Below are 18,784 nucleotides of genomic sequence, written 5' to 3' on the forward strand. Positions count from 1 at the left end.
GATGAGTTTCGTTCACATTCTTATTAGAAAGGAGAGATTTAATGTCTCGCTTTAACGACGATCAAAATAAATACTCCAATCCGTGCTTTCCAACTAGCGCTGGACGCATTCCAACTACCCCAACAATCCCAATTACTAAAGCGCAAATTAGAACATTCCGCGCAATCATTAACGATTTAATAAAAATAATTCCTAAACTTTTCGCCAATCCATCTCCCAAAAACATAGAGGATCTAATAGATACATTGCACCTACTAAGCAAATTCATCTGTTCACTAGACACCACTTCCGCTCTGAAAGCACAAGGATTAGCCATCATTAAAAACTTAATAACTATATTAAAAAATCCAACCTTCGTAGCAAGTGCTGTATTTATTGAACTTCAAAACCTAATTAATTATATACTATACATTACAAAGCTATTCCGAATTGACCCGTGTACACTCCAAGAACTCCTTAAACTAATAGCCGAATTACAAACTACCCTAGTTAATTCAGCTTCGTTCGGTCGAGGACCTACTGGACCTACTGGACCTAGAGGTAATACGGGCGCTACTGGTTCCACTGGTCCTAGAGGTAACACAGGCGCTACTGGTGCTACCGGTCCTAGAGGTAACACAGGCGCTACTGGTGCTACCGGTCCTAGAGGTAACACGGGCGCTACTGGTTCCACTGGTCCTAGAGGTAACACGGGCGCTACTGGTTCCACTGGTCCTAGAGGTAACACGGGCGCTACTGGTGCTACCGGACCTAGAGGTAACACGGGCGCTACTGGTTCCACTGGTCCTAGAGGTAACACAGGTGCTACTGGTTCCACTGGACCTCAAGGTGCGCAAGGTAACACAGGTGCTACTGGTTCCACTGGACCTCAAGGCGTTCAAGGTAACACAGGTGCTACTGGTTCCACTGGACCTCAAGGTGCGCAAGGTAACACAGGTGCTACCGGTTCCACTGGACCTCAAGGCGTTCAAGGTAACACAGGTGCTACTGGACCTCAAGGTGCGCAAGGTAACACGGGTGCTACTGGACCTCAAGGCGTTCAAGGTAACACAGGTGCTACTGGTTCCACTGGTCCTCAAGGTGTTCAAGGTAACACGGGTGCTACTGGTTCCACTGGACCTCAAGGTGCTCAAGGTAACACGGGTGCTACTGGACCTCAAGGCGTTCAAGGTAACACAGGTGCTACTGGTTCCACTGGACCTCAAGGTTAACACAGGTGCTACAAGGCGTAACAACACACCTCAAGGTGCTCAAGGTGCTGGTTCCACAGCTGGTCCTCAAGGTGTTCAAGGTAACACGGGTGCTACTGGTTCCACTGGACCTCAAGGTGCTCAAGGTAACACGGGTGCTACCGGACCTCACTCAAGGTAACACGGGCGCTACCTCAAGGTATTCAAGGTAACACGGGTCAAGGTAACACGGGCGCTACTGGTTCCACTGGTCCTCAAGGTATTCAAGGTAACACAGGTGCTACCTCAAGGTATTCAAGGTAACACGGGTGCTACTGGACCTCAAGGCGTTCAAGGTAACACAGGTGCTACTGGTTCCACTGGACCTCAAGGACCACAGGTGCAAGGTCAAGTTCAAGGTAACACAGGTGCTACTGGTTCCACTGGACCTCAAGGTGCGCAAGGTAACACAGGTGCTAAGGTCAAGGCGTTCAAGGTAACACAGGTAACACGGGTGCTACTGGACTCACGTTCAAGGTAACACAGGTGCTACTGGTTCCACTGGTCCTCAAGGTGTTCAAGGTAACACGGGTTCAAGGTAACACGGGTGCTACCGGGTGCTCAAGGTAACACGGGTGCTACCGGACCTCAAGGTGGGTGCTCAAGGTAACACAAGGGTGCTACCGGACCTCAAGGTGTTCAAGGTAACACGGGTGCTACCGGACCTCAAGGTGCTCAAGGTAACACGGGTGCTACCGGACCTCAAGGTGTTCAAGGTAACACGGGTGCTACCGGACCTCAAGGTGCTCAAGGTAACACGGGTGCTACCGGACCTCAAGGTGTTCAAGGTAACACGGGTGCTACCGGACCTCAAGGTGCTCAAGGTAACACGGGTGCTACTGGTTCCACTGGACCTCAAGGTGTTCAAGGTAACACGGGCGCTACTGGACCTCAAGGTGTTCAAGGTAACACGGGCGCTACTGGACCTCAAGGTAACACAGGTGCTACTGGTTCCACTGGACCTCAAGGCGCTCAAGGTAACACGGGTGCTACTGGTTCCACTGGACCTCAAGGCGCTCAAGGACCAGCGGGTGCTACTGGCGCTACTGGACCTCAAGGTAACACAGGTGCTACTGGTATAGGAGTTACCGGACCTACTGGACCTTCTGGTGGACCTCAAGGTAACACGGGTGCTACTGGTTCCACTGGACCTCAAGGTGTTCAAGGTAACACGGGTGCTACCGGACCTCAAGGTGTTCAAGGTAACACGGGTGCTACCGGACCTCAAGGTGTTCAAGGTAACACGGGTGCTACTGGACCTCAAGGTGTTCAAGGACCAACGGGTGCTACTGGTATAGGAGTTACCGGACCTACTGGACCTAACTTCCCAGTAGCGACAATCGTTGTAACAAACAACATTCAACAAACTGTACTCCAATTTAACAACTTCATTTTTCATACAGTATTTAACGCAAACAATATTATCTTCAACGGCACAGATACAGTTACTGTTATCAACGCTGGTATTTATGTAATTAGCGTATCCATCTCTACAACTGCACCAGGATGTGCTCCGCTCGGAATAGGAATTTCAATAAATGGAGCAGTCGCAACTGACAACTTCTCTTCAAATCTAATAGGCGACTCACTTTCATTTACTACAATTGAAACGTTAGTAGCTGGCACAAATATTTCTGTCAAATCTACCCTTAGCGAAATTACAATTCCCGAAACAGGCAACACTAACATCCGACTTACTGTATTTAGAATCGCTTAAATTTCACTATTTATTGTTTATGACAAATAAAAAAAAGAGCGAGAAACTCGCTCTTTTTTTGTTATGTACAATAATTCATTACTACTCTAATTCAATCGAAACATTTTTTTGTGGTACAAATGTAGAAATTGCATGTTTATAAATAAGCTGTTGCTTACCTTCTGTTTCCAGCAGGACTGTAAAATTATCAAATCCTTTAATTAATCCACGAAGCTGGAAACCATTTAATAAGTACAGCGTAACGAACGTATTCTCTTTACGGAGTTGATTTAAAAACTGATCTTGAATATTGATTGATTGCTTCATGTCGAATCCTCCTCTTTTTCTCTACTTACTATTATTCGACTTTAGTTGTAGCTTTCCTTCTATGTATCGTAAAATTTCTGACGTTTTTTCACCATCAGTAACATCGAACCACGCGACATCCATCTTATTACGGAACCACGTTAATTGACGTTTTGCATAACGGCGTGAATTCGTCTTTAATTGTGATACCGCTTCTTCTAAAGATACACGATTCTCAAAATAATCATATATCTCTTTATAACCAATCGCTTGAATAGATTGACAATCTCGCACTCCTCTTTCATGTAGACCTTTTACTTCTTCTAATAAACCTTGTTCAATCATTAGGTTAACACGTAAGTTAATGCGATCGTATAGCATTTCTCGATCCATTGTCAAGCCAATTAATGAAACATCGTACAGTAACTCATTTTCTTGTTTTTCGAGCTGGTTACTCATTTTTTCACCCGTCGTGTGAAAAATTTCTAACGCCCGAATAACACGCCTTACATTATTGGCATGAATACGCTCCGCACTTTCTGGATCTACTTCTTGCAACTTTTTATGTATATATTCCACACCGCGTTCTAATGCTAATTTTCCCATCTGTTCTCGGTATGTAGCGTCCCCAGCCTCATCTGTAAACTGGTAATCGAATAGAACAGATTGTATATAGAGACCGGTTCCACCAACAATAATTGGTAATTTCCCGCGCTCAGTAATTTCTCGAATGCACTTACGGACACGTTCTTGAAATTCCGCCACAGAAAATGAATCTTCCGGATCTTTTATATCAATCATATAATGCGGAATTCCGTCCATCTCATCTGTCGTCACCTTTGCAGTCCCGATATCCATCGTACGATAAATTTGCATGGAATCACCACTAATAATCTCACCATTCAACGCTTTTGCAAGATCGATACTTAATTTCGTCTTCCCGACAGCAGTTGGCCCAATGATGACAGCAACTTTTTCACGTTGCACTTCTCCCATATCATTCAACTCTCTTTATGTAATATACTCCATCTATTGATTATACCCAATCTTACCAATTTTAACGGCATGATTGCAAGTTCTTTGAATCTAGTACATGAAATTATACATAAAAAAAGAGCATAGCTTGTCCAATTCTGCATATACATGATAAAAAATAGCTCGGGAGAGGGTGCAGTGACTATGAAACAAGCGACTATCGATTTTCCATTATTAATAAAAGACCTTATTTTAGCTACCGCTACAAAAGAACAAAATTGTTCACAAGAAGAATTATATTTCGCACTAAATTGTTTACTACGTTCCTTTCATTCTACTCTTCAAGAAACAGCGTTACATCCAGAAAATAAAAATACAGAGTATATGCAAACTCAATTTTGCACCGCGTATAAAATTATTACAGGTAAAACAATTTACCCTTTTCAATAATTCTTATAAAAAAAGCGGCCGCTTAGACATTTTCAAGCAGCCGTTTTTTATTTTAATACATTATTTTATAACTTTCACTTTAACGGATTTACGACCCCAACTATCAGCAGTGCTATCTGAACCAACTAAAACGTCAATACGGTTTCCTTTAATCGCGCCACCAGTATCTCCAGCAATTGCTTCTCCATATCCTTCCACCCACACTTTTGATCCTAGAGGAATTACTTTCGGATCAACAGCAATAACTTTCATATTTGGATTTGCTGTTAAATCATGCCCCATCGCAGTTAACACACGACCACCATATGTGCCATTTTCACTCGGATTAGCTGTGTAAGCTGTCGCTTCTACTGTTATTTCACGACCAGCAGGTGCACTTGTTTCAGTAGATTTCGCCACTGGCTTAGCTGCCGGCTTCGCTTGTGCTACTGGTTTACTTGATGCCCCACTTTTAACAGATTCTTTTCCGTTAACTGCCGTATCATTTTTAGCCGGAGTTTTCTCCTTAACTGATGCATCATTTTTAACCGCCGTTTTCACCTTAGTTGGTGCTTCATCTTGAGCTGGAACTTCTTTTCTTTCAATAACAGGTGCTGTACCTGTTAAAAATGGTACGTGAACATACGCCGCTTTCCCACCATATTCGAATTGTAACCATTCGTTTTGTACTTGATTTGTCGTTTCAATCAAGTCATCTTTTTTAAGCGTACCAAGAATTTCTGAATCAGTATTCGCTCCAGCACGAACGTTTAATACATTTGCTGTTACATAATAAGAACTTTTCGTAAACTCAGCACTTACAAACGCTTCTTTGCCATCTAATTTAATTTTGGACCATCCGTTTTCTGTATTTATAACATCTAATTTATTCCCACTTAACATTTTACCTACAAGCTTTGATTCTACAGTTGGGTTTTCTCTAACGTTTAATACATCTGTTGTTACAATCGTTTCCGCTTTAGCAGAACCTGCAAAAATCCCAAGACCAAAAACTGCTGCTGTTGCTATACCTAATAATTTTTTCATGAATAGCCTCCATTTGCTTTGTTTTCGTGTTCTCATTATAGCAACAGTTTTTTGTAGAATTTCGAAAATCACACAATTACAAAGCATTCGTAATAAACGATTAATGATTTGTAACATAAATTTCCATATTAAAGAATTGCATTTCTACCAAAATTAGCAATAGTTTTCATATATTTCTCACAAATTAGTATAAGAATTTTTTTCCAGAAAAAATTACAGTATTACTTTTTTGTTACAAAAAAATCACTTTTCATTACATCTTTTACCAAAATCCATCATAATCCAATTATTAAATTACTTTTTGTAATGAAAAAGGAACAACTCCTATTAGCTGTCCCTTTTTATCTTTTATTTAACTTTCTTCTTCCAAACACCTATCATAATAGCTGAAACAATCGTCCCAATTAATATAGAGAAAATGTATAGCAACGGTTTATTCACTAATGCGATAACAAACAATCCACCATGCGGTGCCGGCAATGTAATTTGGAATAACATAGATAAGGAACCCGCGATACTTGAACCAACAACACAACTTACTATTACTCGAACTGGATCGGCAGCTGCAAATGGAATCGCACCTTCTGTAATAAACGAAGCTCCCATAATATAATTTGTTAAACCAGATTTACGTTCCGCTTCTGTAAATTTTGTTTTAAAGAATGTGGTTGCTAATGCAATCGCAAGTGGTGGTACCATACCACCAGCCATCACTGCTGAGTGCACTCCAAAATTCTGTGCTTCTATGGCAGCAATACCAAATGTAAATGCCGCTTTATTAATTGGACCACCCATATCAATTGCCATCATACCACCTAAAATAAGGCCTAATAATATAGCATTTGTACCACTCAAACCATTTAACCATCCTGTTAACATTTCATTTAATGCTACTACAGGCGGGTTTACTACTTTTTGCATAACAACTCCTGTAATCAACAATCCAAAGACTGGATATAACAAAACAGGTTTAATTCCTTCTAACTGTACTGGTAATCCTGAAAATAATCTTTTCAATCCTAAAACAACATATCCAGCTAAGAAACCAGCAATTAATCCACCTAAAAATCCAGCATTCGCTTGTGCTGCTAAAAATCCACCAACAACACCAGGCATAAAACCAGGACGATCAGCAATAGAGCTTGCGATAAATCCAGCTAAAATTGGTACAAGGAATAAAAACGCACCTGTTTCTCCACCGCCAATAGCCATTAATATTTCAGCAATAGGACCTTTTGCCTTAATTCCACCGAACATAAACGCTAGCGCGATTAAAATCCCGCCACCAACAACGAATGGAAGCATATTACTTACACCGCTCATTAAATGCTTATAAATTCCCAGCCCTTTTTCTCTCTCTACACTTTCTGCCTTCCCATCCTTTTTTACACCCTTAAAGATTGGTGCATCTTGTTTTACAGCTCGATTAAGAAGGATTTCAGTTTTTCTAATGCCATCAGCGACCGGCACTTGAATGACATGTTTTCCAGCAAAACGGTTCATTTCTACTTGTTTATCTGCCGCAACGATAATCGCTGTTGCACGTTCAATATCCTCTTTCGTTAAACCATTCTTTATACCTGTTGATCCGTTCGTTTCAACTTTAATGGCTATACCTAACTCTGCTGCTTTTGCTTTTAAACTATCCGCAGCCATATATGTGTGAGCGATACCAGTTGGACAAGCTGTAACAGCTAATACGTACGGTTCATTCCCTTCTGGCTTTGCTACTTCAACTTCTTCTTCTTTTTCATTCTCTTTTTCATCAAATAAACGAAGAAGTTCCTCTTCATCCTTTGCTTCTAATAATTGTTTACGAAAACCTTCATCCATTAATAATGTAGATAGACGCGACAACGTTTCTAAATGAGTATTATTCGCCCCTTCACTTGCAGCAATCATAAAGAATAAATGTGCAGGCTGTCCGTCAAGCGATTCATAGTTGATACCGCTTACACTTCTACCAAAACAAATTGCTGGTTGCTTAACAGCTTTCGTCTTCGCATGAGGTATAGCAATACCTTCACCAATTCCTGTTGTACTTTGTGACTCCCGCTTTAGAATAGCTTCTTTAAATTCAGCTTTATTATTTAAACGATTAGCACCATTTAATTTCTCAACTAATTCATCTATGACAGCTTCTTTATTTGAAGCTGTCATATTCATAATGACTGTATCCCTTTTTAATAGTTCTGTAATTTTCATATGTTGCTTCCCCCTATCGCTTAGCTACAATTACTTGCGACAATAATTCTTCTACTTTTTCCTTTGTACATAAATCTGCCGAAAATGCTGTTGCACTCCCCGTTGCAACACCATATTGAAATGCTTTTTCAATATCTTTTGTCTGTTCATATTTACCTACAAATCCTGCAACAAGGGAATCTCCTGCCCCAACTGAATTAATTACAACACCTTTTGGAACAGTTGCTTCATATATACCTTCTGCCGTAAATAATAAAGCTCCATCTCCTGCCATTGATACTATAACGTGCTCTACACCTTGTTCGATTAATTTTCTTCCATACGGTAAAATGGCTTCTACTGTTGAAAGCTCCACTCCGAATAACTCACCAAGTTCATGATGATTTGGCTTTATTAAAAATGGCTTATTTTTAGTTACATACTGCAGTGCACTTCCACTTGCATCTACTACTACACGAATACCTTTTTCGGCTCCAAACGCTGCGATTGATTCATAAAAGGTAGTTGGAATAGAAGAAGGTACACTTCCAGCTAGTACAACACAATCTCCAGATTGCATACTTTCGATTTTTTTCATCAATTGTTCAAATTGCTCATTTGTCACAATAGGACCCTGTCCATTTAACTCTGTTTCTTCTTGCCCTTTTATTTTCACATTAATTCGAGAATCTCCATCTACTTGGACGAAGTTCGTTGTTACACCTTCACCATGCAATACATCTTTAATAAATTGACCAGTAAATCCACCCGTAAATCCAAGCGCTACATTTTCAACACCTAAACGATGAAGAACACGAGAAACATTAATCCCTTTTCCTCCAGGAAACTTCATATCTTTCTCTGCTCGGTTTACTGTTCCTAAATCGAAAGAATTAACTTGTACTACATAATCAATAGATGGGTTTAAAGTAACTGTATAGATCATTGTTTATCAGCCTCAATTACATTGGTTTGTCTTTTATATTTTTCTAAATCAATTTCTAAATGGTTTGTAATAATGCTTGCATCTTCAACATTTGCAATTTTCGCAAACGCAACTTCTGAAAATTTACTTTCATCAATTAAGAAATACCCTTCGTTCGCTAATGTTAATGCCATTTGTTTCAAGAGTGCTTCTTCTGGATCTGGCGTTGTATACCCTAACTGTTCATGTACACCATTAGCTCCTAAAAAACATTTATCAAAACGATACTTCTGCATACTTTCCTGTGCCATAGCACCAATTAAAGCTTTCGTCCTACTCTTCATCATCCCGCCTAATAAATACGCACAAATATTATTTTCAACTAAAGCTTCAATATGCATAAGTCCATTCGTTACGACAGTAACATCTTTGTTTATTAAAAATGGAATCATTTCAAATGTTGTACTTCCTGCATCTAAATAAACGCAATCCCCTTGTTCAACAATACTAGCCGCATACTTGGCAATTTGTTGTTTTATTTGAATGTTTTTGGATGATTTTTCAATCATCGTGGGCTCCTGTCCTTTTCCTGTTAAAACAGAGGCACCACCATGAACTCTTTTTAATAACCTTTGTTTTTCCAATTGTGCTAAATCACGACGAATTGTCGACTCAGAGCTTTCTGTTCTTTCCACTAATTGCTGTAATTTAACCACTTTTTGTTCTTTTACAAGTTGTAGTATCATTTGATGACGTTCAGGAGTTAACATCTTCTTCACCTCTTCTTTGATTACAGTATAATGAAAACGATCACAAAAATCAACCACAAACAACCAAAAATAATCATTAACAATCACAATCGGTTATAAACAACAAAAAAGAAACCTATTTGATACAACAATCAAATAGGTTTCTTCTCTCGCTTCACTTATAAAGAAGCTTTATAAATTGCAAGAACATCATCTTTATTTAATTTTTTAAAGTTACCGAATTCACCATAAGCCATCGCTTTATCCGCCATTAAGTCAATTTCACTTTCTCTAATAGCGTAATCAGCTAATGTTACTGGCGCTTCAATCGAAGTCCAAAATTGACGTAATGCCTCAATTCCCTCTAATGCAATCTCTTTATCGGTCTTCCCATCTGTTTCTACATCGAATACACGAATAGCGAACTGTTTAAAACGACTTATATTTTCATCTACAACATGCTTCATCCAGTTCGGGAATAAAATCGCAAGGCCACCCCCATGTGGTATATCATGAACAGCAGAAACTGCATGCTCAATATTATGAGTTGCCCAATCTCCTCTTACTCCCATCGCTAAAATGCCGTTTAACGCCATCGTTCCGCAATATAATATTGTTTCCCTATGCGCATAATTTTCTAAATCACTTAAAAGCTTAGGAGCTGTTTCAATGACTGTTCTTAAAACAGATTCACAATAACGATCTTGTAGTTCTGTATTTGTTCCATGATGGAAATATTGTTCTAATACGTGTGACATAATATCTACCATACCGTAAATTGTTTGATCTTTCGGTACAGACGCAGTATGAACTGGATCTAAGATTGAAAACTGAGGGAATGTAACTGGACTGCCCCAGCCGTACTTTTCATTCGTTTCCCAGTTTGTAATTACAGAGCCTGCATTCATTTCAGAACCTGTTGCCGCAAGAGTGAGTACAGTACCGAACGGTAACGCCTCGCTAGCAAATGATTTTTTCGTTACAATATCCCATACATCTCCATCATATTTACTACCAGCAGCAATCGCTTTCGTACAGTCGATTACACTTCCTCCGCCAACCGCTAAAATAAATTCGACTCCATTGTCTTTACAAATTTGAATCCCTTTCTTTACTGTTGATAAACGAGGATTTGGTTCAACACCCGTCAACTCAAACACTTCCGCATTTATATCCTTTAAAATAGAAATTACATTATCATAAATACCGTTTCTTTTAATACTTCCTCCTCCATATACGAGAAGAACTTTTTTACCTAACTGTGGAATTTCAGTTTTTAACTGCTCTAATTGTCCTTTACCAAAAATAAGTTTTGTTGGATTACGAAATACAAAATTTTGCATATACCTTTACCATCCCTTCCATATGAAAAGCAACTATACTTTTGTATACCACACTTTTTTAATTTCACAAACAAATTTGCTTAACAAAAAAATCCCAGCCTTAAAGGCTGAGATTTTTTATTGATAATAAGGCGAGATCATTAAGTAAACAATAACACCAGATAAACTTACATATAACCAAATCGGCATCGTCCAACGTACAATTTTACGGTGACGTGTTAATTGATTCGTAAAACCAAATACTAGTGCGAACAATGCAAGTGGTACAATAATCGCCGCAAGGATAATATGTGTAATTAAAATGATGAAATACACATATTTAATGAATCCTTCTCCACCGAAATGTGTTGCTGGTGCTAAGTAATGGTACGATAAATACGAAACACAAAATAGTAAAGTCGTTGTAAATGCTGCCAGGATAAAACCACGGTGCATTTTCACATTCTTTTTAATAATAGAGAATAAAGCTGCTAATAAAAATACAAACGTAAAACTATTAAAGATTGCATTTAACATTGGTAAAATTGTTACATCAAAATGGACTTCTCCTTCATAGCCAACAGGTCCAAAGAACAAAAATAATATAATCGCATTTACAATTACAGAAAGCGTTATCACAATAGGAGCATAGCTTTTCTGATTTGTTGATTGATCCACCAAAATGGTCACTCCCTCTTCCTTCAAATATGTATACGTAACCTCACTATTTTAACATATTATTCACAGTGTAAATGTGACAATAGTTTGACACAGCAAGACAAGGCAAAGAAAAAATCCTTCTTAATAAAACTTCTTAAGAAGGATTTTATCGCTTTATTATTTAAATAGCAATGCAATTAGTTTTTGTTAAAAAACGTATTGCTATACGCTTGATATATTTCAGACACTTGATATCCCATTAGTGAAATTGCTGTTAATGAAAAGAAACCAATCATAAGAAATCGAAACCACATATAAATCTCCTCCTTGTATTTAGCTTAAAAAACGTTAGCTATCTTACAAGTTAAGTGGCACTCTTCTTCATCACTTTCTTTCCTCTTCACAATCGCTGTTATAAAACGAATCATAAAGAATATAACAAAAGGAATTTGTTTATCATTTATATTGGCATAGTTTGGTAACGGCTCTCTTTGCAAATCGAACGGAGATGAGAAGGAATAGAACATACCTTGCTCTTCCATATATACGATTACAATCTTCATACAAAATACTATCCCGAGAAACGAAACAATATCTTGCCATTCTGTCGTATATAACAGGTTATACAGCTCTAATACGTACTCTTCCATCGTCATCCCCCCTTCCTTTTTTATCATTTTGCTCTCCTTCATATAAAAAGTCAAGAAAAAAGTTTATTTTCACTATGCTAATAGTAATTACTTGTTTCTTTACTTATATATGAATCTTTTCTAGCAATGATTGGATATACCATTCTTCGAAAACAAGATATCATAGGAAGTTCGATAGCCGAATTCATGCTATAGGTAAAATAATATGTGACGTCAAGAACAAGGCGCTAAAACATCGGAACACGAATCTGTACGGTATGCTGATAGTACCTAGATCACGAACCTATATGGTCTGTCGTGAGAGTGGTGATGGCACACCGCAATCTTGCACGTCAGCGATACCAGAAATGGACTTCTCCTTTGGTAACAAGAATCCCACTGACATTAGTCAACTTGCCCCTTTAAGGGTGGGAGTGTCAAATAACCTATTGTTGTTTTTTATTTATGCAAATTACTTTGTCGTATTCACATCTAAAGTTTTAAGAGATTCTTTTCCATCTCTCAAATAACTATTTACGAGACTTAAAAGTAACTTCCCACCAACCAACATCGCACGTTCATCAAAATCAAATTGAGGATGATGATGTTGGTATGTTGCTCCTATTTCTTCATTACCCGCACCTGTAAAGAAAAATGCTCCTGGAACATGTTCTAAATAATATGCAAAATCTTCTCCACCCATAATCGGTGGTACTTCAATGACTCTGTCTCTTCCAAGATCACGTTTCGCAATCTCCATAAAATGACTCGTTTCATCTAAATGATTTATTAATATTGGATAACCCCGTTTATATTGAATATTAATTTCAGCATGAAGAGACTGACAAATCCCCTCAACAACTCGTTTAAATTCCTTCTCCATAAATTCTCTAACTTCAGGATTTAACGTCCGAATTGTCCCTGTAAATGTAGCAGTATCCGCAATAATATTATCTGCTTGACCAGCATGGAATGTACCAACTGTTAATACAGCAGATTGCAACGGATCTACTTTTCTACTAACTAAAAGTTGCAATTGATTAATAACTTGTGTTGCAACGATAATGGCATCTACAGTATGATGCGGCATACCGCCGTGACCGCCTCTCCCTTGAATCTTCACTTCAAAAGTATCAGCTGCGGCCATCATTGCTCCAGCTTTCGCCCCAACAATTCCTACAGGCATTTGAGAAGATAAATGTGTGCCAAAAACAACATCTACTCCTTCTAAACAACCATCCTCAATCATAGCAATTGCCCCACCAGGTTCTTTCTCTTCTGCATGTTGATGAATAAGGACTATTTTCCCTGAAAGTTGGTCTCTGTTTTCACTTAATATTTTTGCGACTCCTAAAAGTGTTGCTGTATGTCCATCATGGCCACAAGCGTGCATTACGCCAGGAATCTTTGATTTATATGAAACTTGCTTTTCATCTTGAATAGGTAGTCCATCAAAATCAGCACGCAACGCGATCGTCTTCCCAGGTATTCCACCTTCAATTACGCCGATTACCCCTCTTCCCCCGACATCTGTTTTCACATCAATATGAAAACTTTTTAAGATTTCAGCTATTTTTTTCGGTGTTTCTATTTCTTGAAACGATAGCTCTGGGTATTGATGAAAATCTCTTCGCCACGAAACCATTTGGTTATATAAACTTTCCAATTCTTTATGCCATGTTTCTATCATAAAAATTCCCCTTTCTTTTTAACACTTTAAACAAAAAAATACACAATATTCTGTATTTAATCAATAAAAAAAGAGAACTTTCTTTAAAAGTACTCTTAATTCTCCAAAATATGAAACGTTCTACTTTAGTTACTACTTTGCTTCAATACAAAAACTGAAAATTCAGGTACGCTCCAAAATCTAACAGGCATTCGCGTCGTCCCAATACCGCGATTTACATATAAATGTAATGGCTTACTCTTTCCTTCTAATTCATACATTCCTTCAACATACTTCTCTGCTAATTTTGTGGTAATTAAAGGACCTACAAAAGGAATCTGAACTTGTCCTCCGTGACTATGTCCTGAGATTTGAAAATCAACTGGATAACAAGCTACTTTGTCTACAACATCAGGCTCATGTACTAATAACATATTGAAATCTTGTTGTCTTAAGTTTTTTAAAGTCGAGTCTATTTGTGGTTTCCCTAATAAGAAATCATCCAAACCAGATATTGTAATATACTTGCCATTTTCCACTTTAATTTTCTGCACGTCATTTACTAAAACAGAAAAACCCGCTTCCTCCATGTACCTTTTGTAGAATAAACTACCGCCCCCGCCTCTATCATGATTCCCAAACACAGCATACTTTCCGAGAGGAGCATGAATTTTCCTCAAAATTTCTTTCGCCTCTTCTCTTTCCTCATTATAAGATCCGAACTTATCTATTAAATCCCCTGTAAAAACTACTATATCTGGACGTAACTCATTCATTTTCTCAACCAAATTATCTAGTTGCTTCAGTGTAAACTCTGGCCCTAAATGCACATCTGAGAATTGCAATATCTTTTTATTGTTAAACTCTTTAGGAATCGTAGGAGCTTCTATTTCATTCCACGTGACCGATACTAATCTTCGTTCTATTTCTGTTGCATAGAAATACAAGCTTATTGGAATCATTAATATACTTATGAGACTAATAATAAATTTCTTTAAGATTGATTTTTTTCGCTCTTTTTTTACATGATGCGTATTCATATTTTCACCTCTAGATGTACTTTAAAACCTTTTTGTTACATTGATGTGACAACATGAAAAAACGATACGAATTTCAATTTTTTCGTAAATATATCTGCGTACACTTGTTCTCTGAACTTTTATACGTTATAATAACAACTTAAATAGCATTATTTACATATGAGGTGAAAACATGAATAAAACAGAATTAATCAAAAACGTAGCGCAATCAGCTGAAATTTCTCAAAAAGAAGCTACTGTAGTTTTACAAACTGTAGTAGAATCAATCACTAACTCTTTAGCTGCTGGCGAAAAAGTACAACTTATCGGATTCGGTACATTTGAAGTTCGCGAAAGAGCTGCTCGTACAGGCCGTAACCCACAAACGGGTGAAGAAATGCAAATCGCAGCTTCTAAAGTACCTGCTTTTAAAGCTGGTAAAGAACTAAAAGAAGCTGTAAAATAATGAAAAATAGCCTTCTCATTTATGAGAAGGCTATTTTTTTCATTATATAATTAATAAAAATCTGACCATTATGCTGCTTATTTTGTTCCTTTATGCAAATATAACCTTTACTTTCAAAGAAAGGTTTTGCTGTAATACTTGCCTCTGTATATATATCCCTATGTTCTAGCTTCATTACTTCTTTTTCTAACTTTTGTAATATATAAGAAGCTATCCCTTTCCCTTGATAATCTTTATGTGTAAACAAACGATTTATGTAATGTTCATCATTATAATCCCCAAATCCAACTATCACACCGTTGTTATCCGCTACATAACTAATATTCTTTTCTAAAGACTTTAGCCAACTTTCTCTATTTAGTCGCTTTGGTGCCCATGCCTGTAGCTGTAACGTATTATAATCTTGTGCATTAACCGTATGAACCGTTTCATAGAACAATTGTAATACTTGCTCTAAATCCTCTTTCTGGAATGTTCTAATTTTAATATCTTTAAACATATGTAAAACTCCTTATCAAACTAACTCTTCTATTTCGGTTATCTGGATAATTATTTCGTGTTTATTTTTGAAACAGTTTCTTCCACTATATAAGATTCACTACTTCTGCTCTTTCTATATTATATCGATCTTTCCTTCTAAACGAACAATAAACAATACTTATACAAAGTATTGTTTATTGTAAAAAAGCATATTAAATTCGTTTTATAGCTGAAAGTGTTTAAGATTTCAATTTAACTCTTTGCAATCTTAATGCATTTAATACGACTGATACAGAACTAAACGCCATCGCTGCACCTGCAACCCAAGGAGCTAAGAAACCGAGCGCCGCAATTGGAATTCCTAGGCCGTTATAAGCTAATGCCCAGAATAAATTTTGCTTAATATTTCTAATCGTCATTTTACTCATGAAAATTGCATCAGCAATACTATTTAAATCGCCACGGATTAACGTAATATCCGCTGCTTCCATTGCTACATCTGTTCCTGTTCCAATTGCCATTCCAATGTCCGCTGTAGCAAGAGCAGGAGCATCATTAATTCCATCTCCAACCATAGCCACTTTCTTACCACTAGCTTGAAGTTTCTTCACTTCTTCTGCTTTTCCTTCTGGTAATACTTCTGCAATTACGTGATCAATACCAACTTGCTTTGCAATTGCCTGAGCAGTTTGTGTATTATCTCCTGTAATCATAACGACATCTAGACCCATTTTCTTAAGTCTTGCAATTGCTGCTTTTGAAGTATCCTTTACAGTATCTGCAACAGCAACAATTCCAGCATATTCCTTATCTATCGCTATAAGCATTGCCGTTTTTCCTTCTCGCTCTAGTTCTTCCATCGCTTTAGAAACTTCTTCAATATCAATATTAAACTTCTTCATTAATCGGCGTGTACCAATTAATAACTGTTTCCCTTCTACAACCGACTCAATACCAAAGCCAGGAATTGCTTCAAACGTTTCTGAACTTGGGATATCAATTCCCTTTTCTTTAATTCCTTCTACAATTGCTTCTGCAAGTGGATGTTCAGAATTTCTTTCTGCTGCACCAACTAATTTTAATATTTCCTTCTCATCAAATCCATCTGCCACAATTATATCAGTTAATACCGGTTTTCCATTTGTCACTGTACCCGTTTTATCTAAAATAATCGTATCTAATCTGTGCGTCGCTTCTAAATGCTCTCCACCTTTAAATAAAATACCGTATTCAGCTGATCTTCCTGATCCCGCCATAATAGATGTAGGTGTTGCAAGACCTAATGCACATGGACAAGCGATAACAAGCACTGCTATCATTTTCTCAAGTGCTCCTCCAAAATCACCAGGTGTAACAAATATCATCCATACCGCAAATGTGATTATAGCAATCACAACTACAACAGGTACGAAAATACCTGAAATTTGATCAGCTACCCTTTGAATAGGAGCTTTCGAACCTTGAGCCTCTTCCACTACTTTAATAATTTGAGCTAATGCAGTGTCTCTTCCTACCTTAGTTGCCTTAACTTTTAAAAATCCATTTTTATTCATTGTAGAACCGATTACTACATCCCCAATTGTTTTATCAACTGGAATACTCTCGCCTGTTAACATCGATTCATCTATCGCTGATTTTCCTTCTACAATTTCTCCATCTACTGGGATTTTTTCACCAGGTTTAACATAGACAATATCACCAGCTACCACTTCTTCGATTAAAATTTTCATTTCTGTGCCATCTCGCACAACTGTGGCAGTTTTCGCTTGTAATCCCATCAACTTTTTAATAGCTTCTGATGAACGCCCTTTTGCTTTCGCCTCAAATAATTTACCTAAAATAATTAAAGTAATAAGTACCGCGCTCGTTTCAAAATATAAATCTGTCATATGTTCTGAAGAACCAATTGATTGAATACTTAAATAAACACTATAGAAATAAGCTGCGGACGTTCCAAGTGCCACAAGAACATCCATGTTTGCACTTTTATTGCGTAACGCTTTATAAGCACCAATATAAAACTGGCCTCCAATTATAAACTGTACTGGAGTTGCAAGGGCCAGCTGCACCCATGGGTTCATAAGCATATCAGGTAAATAAATAAAAGATGTAAATGAAAAATGACTCACCATTGCCCACAATAACGGAAATGATAAAATAAACGAAAACATAAACTTCTTCTTTTGTCGCTCAATTTCTTTTAAGCGGTGATCTGTTGATGAATCTTGCTCATCCGATTTCACTTCTAATTTATATCCTAATTTTGTGATTGTACTCTTCATCTCATTTACACTGATTTCATTAGGGTTAAAGTCTACTGTAGCTGATTCTAAAGCGAAATTTACTGTCGCCTTGTTCACACCATCTAGTTTATTTAAACGCTTTTCCACTTTATTCGCACACGCTGCGCATGTCATTCCCGAAACGGTAAACTCCGCTTTATCACTTACAATGCCATATCCTAACGATTCAACTTTTTCTTTAAATTCTTTCGGATTTGTTTTAGTTGGATCGTACAAAATTTTCGTTTTTTCAAGTGCAAAATTCACATTTGCATCCTGCACACCTTCTACTTTTTTAAGACCTTTTTCAATTCTATTTGCACATGCTGCACATGTCATGCCTGATATTTGGAGATTGGCCTCTTTTTGTTCATTCATGTCTCTCACCTCTATATACCCTTATAAGGTATAATTTTTAGCAAAATAAATCGTACTCCATATAAAGTACGATTTATTTCCATATTAAAAATTATTATTGAACATCATAGCCTTGATCTTCAATTACAGCAACGATATCTTTTAATGTTACAACTGATGAGTCGATAGTAACTTCAACAGTTCCTTCTGCTAATTGAACTTTTACTTGTTCAACGCCGTTTAGTTCTTTCACATTACTTTCAATAGAGTTTACACAATGCCCACAAGACATACCCTCAACTTTTAATGTTAACTGTTCCATTTAAAATCCTCCTCTTGTTTCTTCATTGTTTGTTAATC

Annotated in this window: 16 protein-coding genes and 1 pseudogene; 3 read left to right on the forward strand and 14 right to left on the reverse strand. The window is 37.5% G+C overall.

Annotation, left to right across the window (positions count from 1 at the left end; genetic code table 11):
• Positions 1 to 41 precede the first annotated feature (41 nt).
• Positions 42 to 2,946 (forward strand): annotated as a pseudogene (locus tag MHB76_RS17315) (Gly-Xaa-Xaa repeat protein).
• Between the two features lie 81 nt (positions 2,947 to 3,027).
• Here the strand turns inward: MHB76_RS17315 and hfq are convergent.
• On the reverse strand, positions 3,028 to 3,252 hold the full coding sequence (gene hfq / locus MHB76_RS17320; RefSeq protein WP_000813896.1) for an RNA chaperone Hfq: 225 nt from the start codon (positions 3,250 to 3,252) through the stop codon (positions 3,028 to 3,030).
• A gap of 21 nt (positions 3,253 to 3,273) precedes the next feature.
• Positions 3,274 to 4,227, reverse strand: a complete 954-nt coding sequence (gene miaA / locus MHB76_RS17325) for a tRNA (adenosine(37)-N6)-dimethylallyltransferase MiaA (protein WP_078172987.1) — start codon at positions 4,225 to 4,227, stop codon at positions 3,274 to 3,276.
• 183 nt (positions 4,228 to 4,410) lie between these two features.
• On the opposite strand from miaA, the gene MHB76_RS17330 reads away from it, so the two are divergent.
• The gene (locus tag MHB76_RS17330; RefSeq protein WP_002199601.1) at positions 4,411 to 4,656 is read left to right on the forward strand and encodes a hypothetical protein; all 246 of its coding nucleotides are present in this window, start codon (positions 4,411 to 4,413) and stop codon (positions 4,654 to 4,656) included.
• A 60-nt stretch (positions 4,657 to 4,716) separates the two neighbouring features.
• On the opposite strand, the gene entD is transcribed toward MHB76_RS17330, so the two are convergent.
• From entD to MHB76_RS17375, 9 genes are all read right to left on the reverse strand, one after another.
• On the reverse strand, positions 4,717 to 5,682 hold the full coding sequence (entD, locus tag MHB76_RS17335; RefSeq protein ID WP_078172986.1) for a cell wall-binding protein EntD: 966 nt from the start codon (positions 5,680 to 5,682) through the stop codon (positions 4,717 to 4,719).
• 348 nt (positions 5,683 to 6,030) lie between these two features.
• Complete coding sequence (locus MHB76_RS17340) at positions 6,031 to 7,887, reverse strand: PTS fructose transporter subunit IIABC (RefSeq protein WP_078172984.1); 1,857 nt, start codon at positions 7,885 to 7,887, stop codon at positions 6,031 to 6,033.
• A 13-nt stretch (positions 7,888 to 7,900) separates the two neighbouring features.
• Complete coding sequence (gene pfkB / locus MHB76_RS17345; RefSeq protein WP_078172983.1) at positions 7,901 to 8,812, reverse strand: 1-phosphofructokinase; 912 nt, start codon at positions 8,810 to 8,812, stop codon at positions 7,901 to 7,903.
• Positions 8,809 to 9,561 carry a DeoR/GlpR family DNA-binding transcription regulator gene (locus MHB76_RS17350; protein ID WP_002111269.1) on the reverse strand — a complete coding sequence of 251 codons (753 nt, stop codon included), beginning with the start codon at positions 9,559 to 9,561 and terminating at the stop codon, positions 8,809 to 8,811. Before MHB76_RS17350 ends, pfkB begins: the two co-directional genes overlap by 4 nt.
• 158 nt (positions 9,562 to 9,719) lie before the next feature.
• Positions 9,720 to 10,883, reverse strand: a complete 1,164-nt coding sequence (locus MHB76_RS17355; RefSeq protein ID WP_078172982.1) for an iron-containing alcohol dehydrogenase — start codon at positions 10,881 to 10,883, stop codon at positions 9,720 to 9,722.
• 117 nt (positions 10,884 to 11,000) lie between these two features.
• On the reverse strand, positions 11,001 to 11,543 hold the full coding sequence (locus MHB76_RS17360; protein WP_000228315.1) for a DUF420 domain-containing protein: 543 nt from the start codon (positions 11,541 to 11,543) through the stop codon (positions 11,001 to 11,003).
• Positions 11,544 to 11,860: 317 nt separating this feature from the next.
• Positions 11,861 to 12,199 (reverse strand): hypothetical protein, encoded by a 339-nt coding sequence (locus MHB76_RS17365; protein ID WP_002160823.1) that lies wholly within the window; start codon positions 12,197 to 12,199, stop codon positions 11,861 to 11,863.
• Between the two features lie 424 nt (positions 12,200 to 12,623).
• Positions 12,624 to 13,841: a M20 metallopeptidase family protein gene (locus tag MHB76_RS17370; RefSeq protein ID WP_078172981.1), complete on the reverse strand. Its 1,218-nt coding sequence runs from the start codon at positions 13,839 to 13,841 to the stop codon at positions 12,624 to 12,626.
• 125 nt (positions 13,842 to 13,966) lie between these two features.
• Entirely contained in the window at positions 13,967 to 14,860 is an 894-nt protein-coding gene (locus MHB76_RS17375; protein ID WP_078172980.1) for a metallophosphoesterase, read from the reverse strand.
• Between the two features lie 172 nt (positions 14,861 to 15,032).
• Here MHB76_RS17375 and MHB76_RS17380 point away from each other — a divergent pair, with 172 nt between their 5' ends.
• Positions 15,033 to 15,305, forward strand: coding sequence for an HU family DNA-binding protein (locus MHB76_RS17380; RefSeq protein ID WP_002111275.1), 273 nt, complete (start codon positions 15,033 to 15,035; stop codon positions 15,303 to 15,305).
• A gap of 19 nt (positions 15,306 to 15,324) precedes the next feature.
• Here the strand turns inward: MHB76_RS17380 and MHB76_RS17385 are convergent, their stop codons facing one another.
• From MHB76_RS17385 to copZ, 3 genes are all read right to left on the reverse strand, one after another.
• Positions 15,325 to 15,804, reverse strand: coding sequence for a GNAT family N-acetyltransferase (locus tag MHB76_RS17385; RefSeq protein ID WP_002160820.1), 480 nt, complete (start codon positions 15,802 to 15,804; stop codon positions 15,325 to 15,327).
• A 220-nt stretch (positions 15,805 to 16,024) separates the two neighbouring features.
• Positions 16,025 to 18,445 carry a heavy metal translocating P-type ATPase gene (locus tag MHB76_RS17390; protein ID WP_078172977.1) on the reverse strand — a complete coding sequence of 807 codons (2,421 nt, stop codon included), beginning with the start codon at positions 18,443 to 18,445 and terminating at the stop codon, positions 16,025 to 16,027.
• 94 nt (positions 18,446 to 18,539) lie between these two features.
• Complete coding sequence (gene copZ, locus MHB76_RS17395; protein ID WP_002160818.1) at positions 18,540 to 18,746, reverse strand: copper chaperone CopZ; 207 nt, start codon at positions 18,744 to 18,746, stop codon at positions 18,540 to 18,542.
• Between the last annotated feature and the right edge of the window lie 38 nt (positions 18,747 to 18,784).

The organism is Bacillus sp. FSL M7-1345 (genome assembly GCF_038006985.1).
GTDB classification, from domain to species: domain Bacteria; phylum Bacillota; class Bacilli; order Bacillales; family Bacillaceae_G; genus Bacillus_A; species Bacillus_A cereus_U.